We start from the raw sequence: 10527 nt of genomic DNA on the forward strand, positions 1-10527 counted from the left end.
AATCGCCATTTTGCGCCTTATTTCAACGATTATCTAAGTCGGTTCACTCTAAACTCGAGTTATAAAAATCAACACCAAAAACAATACAACTTCGCTTTGGCTCTGCTCATTCCTACATAATGTAAAGAACGGTTATCGCTGTTAGATAAAGAATTAGGGTTTGGGAGATCCAGAAGAATGATAATGTCATTCTCCAGGCCTTTAAAATTTTTTATTTCAGCAAATGTTATTCCGTCAAATGGGTATTTTCTGACTTTATAATCATCCAGCTCGGTAATGCTATTAATTTCATCTTGCGCTAGCACAGAGAGCAGTGACCGGCGTTTTCTGACTGAAGACAGAATGGTTATGGAGCGCTCATCGACTTCTGAAGACTTTAGCTCCTTCAAAAGTTTTGAAAGGTCATTAGCAAGCGATTCTTTACTACCATGATGCTCGGTAACCTCAGGTCCTTCTACAAGGGTTGGTTTTCCCATATCGCAGCCGAGAGAAGTTTGAATACTGGTCAGAATGTTGCCTGTATTTCGACAATTAACATTGAGACGAAGCACTGCCGGATTATTCTTTGTCTTGAGCCAGCCTAATGCGTCCTTGTCCATGTGTGAGAGGACATCAGCTTGGTTATTAGCATCATGAAAGAAGTACCACTGTCCATCATCAAGACCTCCAGTGATAGCGCTATCCAATATATCTAAGTCGCTACGATTCAGCAGGTCTTGTCCTTCATCAACGATCAAAACATCAAAAGCATCAAGTCCAGAACGTCTCAATGCTGTCGAAAGCCCGTTGATTGTAGAAATCAACAATTTCTCAGACTCGATTCGCGTCGTTAAATAATGGCGTAGCCAAGAGGATTTGCACGCCAGAAGCACGGTTTTATCTTGTGCAATAAATCGTCTCGCCATTTCTGCAGCAAGGAAGGTTTTTCCTGTTCCAGCACCGCCGGAACACATCACCCGTTTATTCTCCATTGCCATATCGACATAGTGATATTGTTCTTCAGTCAGGCAAACTGATGAACGATTTACGCTTTCAATCTGGTCAAATAATGGTTGTACGACTTCGAAGTTCGGCCTTAAAAAGGATGCAATTTGGTTTACATCATCTGTTGAAAGCAAGTTGGCATTAGCAGGGCGCCTGTAATTCCAGTACTTAAACAGATTTGTTAACCAATGATCAAAGTGACGTATATCAGCAGAATCACAGATCATTTCTCGATCCCATTCGGCACCTTGCTGTTTCCATACTACATTAGGAAACATAACCGCATAGCCTATTGGGATTCGTGTTTCCTCAAGGTTAAGGAATTCTTTTATTTTTTTGTTTACTGCATGAACAGCACCATTGGCCTGTTTAAATGGGTCTGAGATACGGTGTTTGCCATGTTTGTTTTCTGTAAACCATATACCATCTTGAAACGAAATTCTCCCGCCTTTCACCTCTAGCACAAACAAACCAAAAGTACTGATGATTACAAAATCGGCTTCTCCCTCTCTCTTATCTGTATGACTGGTCAGCGCAAGAGAGTGAAAGGCAATAATGTTGATACCCTCTAGTTTAGCTAACTTAAGAGCATCAAAAACTTGGCCTTCAGCAAAGCTATTATTGTTATATGGAATATTTGGGATTATTTTCATTTATGATTTTTTCTTATATTCATCAATTATTATGTTTATATTAAAAATCTCGTCGGATTCGTTGATTGTTTGGTTCATTATAAGTTTCTCAAGCTTCTCAATGCTAAGTATTGCCTTAGTAGTTGGTAGTGTTTTAAATATCTGTCCATCTTTTGTTTGTTTATACGACTCATTTTGCTTCCAAGTTATGAATTCATTGTCAGGAACACTAAAGTAGCGGCTTAGCCAAATATAAAATAGGTGGATCTTGTTGTTTGTACTGCTTTTCTTAAAGCAGTTGTCGTAGATTAAACATGGCTTTAATGGTTCAGAGAAAGATGTTCTATTTTCTTCAGTTTGCCCGTGAATATATTCCGCCATTTTGAATGAAGCCCAAGTTGCTAAATTATAGGTTTTTCTGATTGTTGCAGGGGTATTTATAAATCCATTAATAGCACCAAAGAAAATGGCTAGCAATGCATAATCCTCTTCTGTAAATTCGGAGTGGTAATATTTTAACATTGTTTCTGAATTATCGCGGACGAAGAACATTGTTAACAGCAGAAAAAACTTTGATCTACCTGTTTCTTTAGCTTCATAGTGTTCAATAAGTTTTGTGAAAATGGTATCGGAGTCATCTGGGTGTGTTCGCTCAATTAGTTGCGTTAAGCTATTAGCTAAACCGACACAATCACGAAAATATCCAGCTGGTAATATTTCTTTGTTATTTAGGAGCTGGAGCACGTTGTAGCGAGCTTCACCTAAATCGTTATACTTAAAAACACAATTAATAACTTGATTGTATAATTTAGCGTATTCATCTAAGTCATTTTCCTTGGTGAAGAAGACTTCTTGTAATGGCGCAATATTTTGTAATGCAGAAATATCTTTTTTGTAAGAAGAAAAATTATCAAATATCTTCGTTGATTGTCGTCCATTTTTGGTTTGATAGTATAATAAGCTTAATGCACCACCATATGAAAAGGCTTGTTGATAATTCAGCTGTCTCGGCGGAATATGTTCACCTGTTAAAGATTGCGTTTCCTGGTTATTATCAGAACTATCTAAATCTAAATTATTTACAGCCTGGTTAGATTGAGGTTCTTTAAAAAAAGTTATCTCTTTCTTATTAGCTGCAGTTATGAATTTTTCACTGCTTCCACCATATGTTCGCTTGTGTTTATCAGTAAGAGGTTTGAGTTCTTTACTGTCTTTTAAAATAATTTTTTTTGCACAGCTTAGTGGTAAGGGTGCTGGAAGCAATACTTCAAATAATATTTTGGAACTTTCGTTTATTTCTTTTTCAATGACGAACGGTCTATAACTCTCTTCTTCTAGGTTTTCAGTTCTGCAAAAAGCAGAGGGGCAATAAATTTGTTTGATATCGATCTCAATGAGGCACTCAGCAAGGTTTTCATCCTCAGATTTTGCTGCTTTTAATGCATTCCATAAATTCGTTTGGGGAAAACAAGGAATATAGCCTTCTGGCCTGTCTTGCATTATATCTGCAACATATGCATTTCCAGAAAATCCCTGTTTATCAACGATTAAGCCGCAATGAAAAAAGAATTCAAGATTTTCGGTATTAGTAACAATAAACCAACGATTGGTACTCACAGCTGACGCCTCTTCAGTAATTCAATATTTATGCTTTTTTCCCCGTTCTCTATGGCAATGGTTTCACCTTCTGGGGGCAATATTTCTTCCAAAATACTTTTTTGACTAGCGCTTTTCAGAAGATAGAGTCGCTCCCTGGCCCGAGATGACATTACGTACATTCTCTTCATCAAGCTCTCTTTGTCGTTGGATATAGCTTTGAAGCCATCAATTAGTATGAAGACGATATCAAACTCAATACCCTTTACTGATTTATCATTCAGTACAACGATGCCACCATTGCTAAAATCTATATTGACTCCAACTTTTTGGTCTGAGAAATAGGTGCTGACTATAGGTGGATGGTTTTTCCTACTCTGATTATCTTTCTGGAGATCTTTTGCCCACCATTCACGTTTATTTTCATTGGCAACAATGAACCCTATGAGTTTGCTTGGGTCGATATCATACTCAGCAAGAATCTGTTCTTTAATGCGATCGATCGTCTTATATTCAAATAAAATAGGAGTGTTTACAGATGGTCTATTGGGGAGTGATGGCTTTGGGCTTGTTTTATCGGTGTAAAAATAATTCGAGAATGCAGCTATGGGTGTACTATTTCGCCAGTTCTCCTTAAGCTCAATGACATCATTTTTCTCTAATCCCAAGACTTCCATCAGTTCTTTTTTTGATGAATTCTCATCCGTAATTTGCTGATTCTGATCTGCCACCACAAAGAAATTTTCTACACCCAAAGCTTCGATGCATTCATACCATTGCGGAGGTAAATCCTGTCCCTCATCAATGATAAAACTATGACCTGAAAGGTCTAAATTCAACTGCTTAAGTCGTTCCTGCAGTTTTTCGTAGTCGGGATGATGAGCTTTTATCTCTGGCATTTTATCTTGCTGATAAGTAGCAGCTGTACCTCCAGTAGTATTCCAATTCAGCTCATAAATCCAAGACATGGCAGTATTGCTCTTTAAGGCAAATTGAGTGTCACCTAATAACGCTTTATTTGCATGATTCAGTACATGGTTAAATGTTAGAAAGTGAACATCATCAATACTGTTTAACTCTTTCATTCTCCACAGAGCTACTACAGACTTTCCAGTCCCAGGGGCACCTACTACCAGATATTGTCCTTCTGCTGGCAAGCGTAGTACTTTTCTCTGATCTTTAGTAAGTTCATCTCGCCGAGGTAAGTTGAAAATTCGTTTAGCCATCTTTGTTTCTCATCACATCAATTAGAGAGGGAATTCCCAAGGCAGAATTTCCCTTTATAAATACTCTGTCCAACAGCACGTTCTTGTAATCGCATGCTGTATCCGGAATCAGCGCACAAGCATGGCACGCCGCCCGGTTTAACCAGGCAGGGCCTTGCCCTTCCATTTCGCCGCAAACCGGATCTAATGAGCACCAGTCCGCTTGGCGTAATGCGGCATCAAAAAGTCTTAAAAATTTATCAGGCCTTGCGAGCTCGACAATACCACCCAAAGAGCCAGCAACATCTGCTACAGCTGTATAAATCAGAATGCCTGTCATACCTTCAGAAGGGGAACAATAGATACGCTCTTTCAGAGAAGCTGCCGGATAACCCGCTGTCGACTCAAGCTCTCTGATTAAAATATGAGCCAAAGTATGTAGCATTATGAAACGCGGCGAGGGCGTTGCGTCTTCGGGCAACATTATATTCGAGTTTTGATAACGCTGTTCAATGCTATTCGCTCTGTGACGAAGTAGCGGATTGGATTCCCATTCTTTTATTTTTTCGCTATTAAGAGTAAAAAATATACCTTCTCCAAACAACTCTATTGCTGGTAACCAATCAGTTTTACCAAGCAGGTCTGGTGGCACGAATGGGGTGGGTTGATGTTCTTCAGCGTCACTTGCCGCTCTGGAAAAACCCTTAAAGACTTCGATTACCCTTAGCCTGTCGACAGCCACTAATTGATCGATCATCCTGGCTGCCATTTGTAACTCCGGAGCTCCTTGAAGATCATCGATATACCCCACCCAATCCTGAGTCAGGTGACGGGTTATAAAGTCTGCTCCTTCGGGAAAGTCTTCTGGAGTGGTTAATGCAAGATATTCATCCCCTAGCATGTCACCCGCGACTATTTCAACCTCTGAAGGTCGTGTTGTTGTTTCAATATTTAGAGCTTCTCTTAATTCAGCTTCAGTGCAATTGAGTGCGCTGGTTGCTCTCTTCATCAATTTCTTACGTTGCAGGTCTCGAGTAGCGCTTTTAATCTCGTTTATTAACTGTGAATGTAATTCAAGTTTATATTTCAGCGAGTTTCTATCGATATTTGATTCTGGAGGAATAACAAGTGCGCGTTCGTTTTGCGGTGAGTAGACCCTTGGATCATTGACCTCCATAACTGTATAGGTAACCCCTCCTTCATGAGTTTCCCCAAATTTTTCTTTTACTTGAAAATGAGTACTTTCTTTGAAATCAGCTTGTTCAAAATTGGCGTTGGAGCCGCATTTTGTACATTTAATCGTTTTTTTTCCCCGATCACCTCGAAGGATTTTCAGATAACTTTTTTCCCGCTCGGCAACACATCGTGTTTCTCCATTTCTGTGACAAATCTTATGCCATGGGACGTTTAACAGGCCACCAAAGCTGCTTGTTGCACACCATGTTACTTGTTCCAGAATACCGGCCTTGCATGTTTGACAAGTGATCTGCTCATCAATGGCTATTTCATTGGTTTGCCACGGTTCATGGAAAAGCAGATCGCACTGGCTGCATTTCATCCATGAGGGAAATCGCTCGGTTGGTATAGTAGTTCCATGAATCTTCAAATGTACTGATTCATCAAATTCTGCCGTAGGTGGCAGTAACAGTTTTTGATGAATTCGCAGGTGCTGCTTTACCCGTTCAACAGCATGCAGTTGAACCATGTTCTTAACAGACCAATACCTTGTATCCTTTACACGCATTAACCAGTCGTTTTGATCACGTACAATGGAGCCCACTGCTGCATGGCTTGTTAAGTGTGAAAAGCGAACAGGAGTAAACCATTTCTTATCAATCATTCAGTTTATTACCTGCTATTTCAAAAAGCCCAGTCTTTTCGACATTTCTCATAGAGTTAAGTGTTTTCCAAAGGCCTGACGAAAATTGACTCCCTTCAAATGGTGCCAATAGACCCTCAGTGGACTTGTCATTTTGTTTATACCTTAGGTTGGTAGCTGATGATGCTTCATCTTCCCACTCTGCTACCAGCCGATCTAAATGTTCGTAAACCTCTGCTTCAGTTTTTTTACGTCCTAGAAGAGCGCTCTTGATGCGAAGTTTTAATTCCTTCAGCACCTTCGCAACCTCAGTTCGCTCTTTCGTAAACTCCTGTGCATCAGTATTTTCGAGTAAGCCGTGCTCACCATGTCTTACCGCACTAACAAGAGCAGCATGGAGTGCCCGATTTCTGACTTGTTGAGTAAAAGGGGTCAAACTTGAGGGCTCTACAAACCGGTAGAATGAACGATGATATGCCCTGAAGTTCTCATAGTGCGAAAGGCTTCTGGCTTGAGTTTTATAGTAATTCGCAAATACTATTCCTGGTATTTTTCCTCGACCTACCCGGCTGCTTGCCTGAATATATTCCGCTGTCGTCAGGGGTTGTCCATTGATAACCATCAGTGCCAGTCTTGGTTCATCAAGACCAACCGACACCATGTTTGTGGCCAGTGCGGCATCAATAGCATCATGCTGCTTGTAATTGGAGCTTAATGATTCAAAGATTTTCGCATTCGCATCAGCTGTTTGGTTGCTTGTCAGTGATTTAATATTTAGCTTCCGAGCAGGAAAGTATTGCTCATAAAGCTTGGCGAGATCTTGATTCTCGGAAATTATGGCTGGACAGTCACCGTTAAAGAAGCCTGGCGATCGAATGAATTCTTTTGATCGAAGTGACTCGGCTATCCCAGGCTCTAAAGCATCAGCTTTAGCTAAAAAGTCTGCTAGTAGCAAACGGTGCTGAATACGTGGAATACCACTTTGAAAATTTGTTCTACTGTTGCCTACACCTTTTAGGCTGCCGTGGTAGACCATCTCGGTCCACCACGCGTCTTTTAACTCGTCCTGATCATTAAACAGAACTTGCGGAGTGGATACTAAAGCACCCGCCAAATCCTCCAGGCAATTCTGCCGTTGTCGTCCAAAAGCCATATAGCCCACATAGAGTCTCCCGGGTTTTTCGCTTAACGGCACCTCACGAGCAAAGTAAGAATCTTTTTGACGAAGGCCAACAGGGGGAAATACCGCCATATCACGGCCAAAAAGTGCTCTAACCTGTTCAGATGCCTGACGAATAGTCGCGGTTGAAGCAATAAATTTGGGGTAAACGCCACGAGAGACCAAAATCGCTTCGAAACCTACTTCGTAAAGTCCAACAATAGAACCTAACGCTCCTGAAATAAGATGTAGTTCATCCTGTATAATCAGTTCTGGAGGGCGATGAGTATTACCACCAAAGAAGGCACCTGCGCGGTTTTCCCAAGGAAGCCTGGCAAATTTATCGACTGTAGCAATCAGTAAGCTAGGAGGCTCCTTGTAGAGTGCTTCATCGACGACATTGAAAGGTAATACGTTATTTTCTTCACAACCAAATGCGCACTCTCGATTGCTGCATGAGAAATGGAAGCTGGTTTCAGTCGCTTTGTAGTTATCTTTTGTGAAGGCTGCCGCACACCAGGGACACTGACGCAAAATAAACTTACTAAAGTTTCCCTTATTTAATTGTTCAAGGGCTTGATCAAAAGTGTTTGGTGAAGACTCACCACCAAGCCAGAGCCCTACGCTGTATGGTTCGTCTCCCAATGTCGGGGTTTCCCTGCGAATAAACTCTAATGCGGAAACAACCTTGCAGGCACGAATAAATTGCTGTGCGGTTAATAGTCGTAGAGTATAGCGCATGATCGCTGTAGTACCCTTGCCGCTGCTGGAATACCTGAGACGACGATAAACAAATACAAACGCCATTACTCCTAAATAAGCTTCTGTCTTACCTCCGCCTGTAGGGAACCAAATCAGATCAACCCAGTCTCGATAATCGTTGTCTTCATCAATGGACGACTCTAAAGCCATGAGAAAGAAAGCCAGCTGGAAAGGCCTCCAGCCATAAGGGCTTTGGGGGGGATTTGCTCCGTTAAGTTCCATTTGTGCGAGCATCGCCTGATTTGCTAATGAAAAAGCAAGCTGTGCATCTTCATCTTCTCGCATCAATGAAATGCTACTTCTCATTCTGGAATTAGCAATTTCCATTCGGGATATCAGGCGATTTGCGGTGTCTCTTTCATCGTCTTCTTCAGAGTTTGCAATATCTTCTTGTGCTGCTATCCAGTCAGAATAATCGTCAACAAATTCATCGAGGCGTTCAAAGACTTTGCCATTGGATTGTAATGACTTGAGGAATTCAAAGCTCAGAACCTCAGTGAATTTTCCCCCCGTATTTGCAGTGACCTGAGGCACCTCGACTACCGGTATGAAGTCACTAAATAATTCAACATTACCGTTCTCGACACACCAATCAACCGCTACGCCATGCCCGATAGCATAGACGTGTTCGTCTTTGTAACGAAGTTCAAGCTCTTGTTCTTCTTCTGTTAATAACGCCTTACTAACACGAGGGTAGTTACGAAGAGCATTTTCAGGCAAAAAACACTTTAGTTTGGCCTCAAATAAAGAGCTCTCTGCCAACTTATCACGTTCTTTCTCTTTTTCACCCACTGCGAAGTGCTGATTATTAGAAAGGGTGACCGTTACAATTTTTCCATCACCATGGGGGCGAACAGTAACATCGATCCGAGCGCATTCTTGGCAGACAACCTCTTGAGAAGACGCATCGAGCAGTACTTCAATTTCCTCTCCATCATCTCTGGCTAGAGGAAATTTTTCCCAGCGACGAATATGTTCAGGGGAGCCTTTATCCTTAAATTTAACGGCACTGAAAAAAACACGTAACGACTCAAGGCTATTATCGACATAGAAAGAAAACCCCATTGATGATGGTGGCTGGTACTTCGTATTCCTTGAAGGTAAAACTTCTTCTATATTATCTCCTTCTTCTTCGCCTATTTGGTCATCATTTTCATGCTCAGTTCCTGGTGAGTAAAGAATTCCAGTTGTATATCGATCAAACGGATTGGTTTCAAAGAGTAAGTCATCCTTTAACTTTCCCCCTGTTAAACTTTGTTTTACCCAATTAACAAACTCCAAGCGAGCCTTGGTATAGTCGGTCATGGCAATTAGCTCCAAGCCACTTTCTGTAGGTTTTTTGCTCATTGCTCTGAATTTACTCGAACGGAGCAGCACATTATCTACATCAAATTGGATTTCGGGGGATGTAGATCATCCTTAAATTAATCTGTATAGCTTTGTATATTTCGGTCATTTTGGTAGTACATGAATATTAAATATACAAACACTTTAGTTTAGTGGATTTAATTGATTTATTTATTTCTTATAGGCGATTTCATTGTAATTCATTGTTTAAATAGCAAATACGCTACCGCCTGTGGATTTTACCATTGTCTTTTATTGACGCAGGGGAGCGTGGGACCAGATAGCTCAGAGGTAGAATTTTTCGTAACTGGTTATTCTACTCATGTAGGGGGGTAGGCGGTAGTCGTACGTTTGCGAAGGAGAAAGGAAAAATCGTTTACTGTATGTATAAACAGGCATTAGGCTGATTTTGCGACTAATGGATTATTTGAAAAAATAGCGATATATGGACAGTGCCATGCCTAACGATTATAGAATAGGGGTTGCGAAAAACTTCCCTGGTTATACGGTGGAGTATGAGGAAACCAGACTGGGTTGGCGATTGCGGGTTGAAGCGAAAGTATTTCTACTTTGGTAGCATCAATTATCCTGATGTTGAGAGCGCAAGAATAGCTGCATTAGAGTTTCTGGATTCCCTTCCCCATAGTGCCCTTTATTGGATGTAACAGCACTTCCATTCAACTTGATCAATCGAGTAAGGGCAGTTCCTCAACAGGAAGCTCCACCTTCATTGTCCGGGCCTGACCCGGTACACGACTAATAAGGCCGAGTTGGTGAAGTTTAACCACCATCTGGTGAGCAGTGGGCGGGGTAACTTGAAAATATCGCTGTAAATCCTTTTCTGCTGGTGGCATACCGTTGATCTTCGTGTAGTAGTAAATGAACGACAGATATTGGCCTTGCAACGGATTAAATGGTGGTTTCTTTGAACTCATAGTTAGTGCTTGAACTTCACGACATGGCAAATGGGTAACTATTCAGTGAACCCAGCAAACCAGCTTACCAGACTGGTAAGGAATACCT

At 41.1% G+C, this 10527-nt stretch carries 6 protein-coding genes; all 6 read right to left on the reverse strand.

The features are described from left to right. Positions 1-68: 68 nt before the first annotated feature. Entirely contained in the window at positions 69-1637 is a 1569-nt protein-coding gene (locus tag KDK15_RS19970) for an NERD domain-containing protein (RefSeq protein WP_257297155.1), read from the reverse strand. Beyond that, the gene (locus KDK15_RS19975; protein WP_257297156.1) at positions 1638-3233 is read right to left on the reverse strand and encodes a hypothetical protein; all 1596 of its coding nucleotides are present in this window, start codon (positions 3231-3233) and stop codon (positions 1638-1640) included. Further along, complete coding sequence (locus KDK15_RS19980; RefSeq protein WP_257297157.1) at positions 3230-4438, reverse strand: AAA family ATPase; 1209 nt, start codon at positions 4436-4438, stop codon at positions 3230-3232. Before KDK15_RS19980 ends, KDK15_RS19975 begins: the two co-directional genes overlap by 4 nt. Further along, on the reverse strand, positions 4431-6257 hold the full coding sequence (drmB, locus tag KDK15_RS19985) for a DUF1998 domain-containing protein (RefSeq protein ID WP_257297158.1): 1827 nt from the start codon (positions 6255-6257) through the stop codon (positions 4431-4433). The genes KDK15_RS19980 and drmB overlap by 8 nt, the downstream gene beginning before the upstream one ends. Then, positions 6250-9504, reverse strand: coding sequence for a DEAD/DEAH box helicase (locus KDK15_RS19990; RefSeq protein ID WP_257297159.1), 3255 nt, complete (start codon positions 9502-9504; stop codon positions 6250-6252). Before KDK15_RS19990 ends, drmB begins: the two co-directional genes overlap by 8 nt. 686 nt (positions 9505-10190) lie before the next feature. Then, positions 10191-10439 (reverse strand): LexA family transcriptional regulator, encoded by a 249-nt coding sequence (locus tag KDK15_RS19995; RefSeq protein ID WP_257297160.1) that lies wholly within the window; start codon positions 10437-10439, stop codon positions 10191-10193. Between the last annotated feature and the right edge of the window lie 88 nt (positions 10440-10527).

The sequence above is a fragment of the Endozoicomonas sp. YOMI1 genome, assembly GCF_024606345.1.
Lineage (GTDB): Bacteria > Pseudomonadota > Gammaproteobacteria > Pseudomonadales > Endozoicomonadaceae > Endozoicomonas.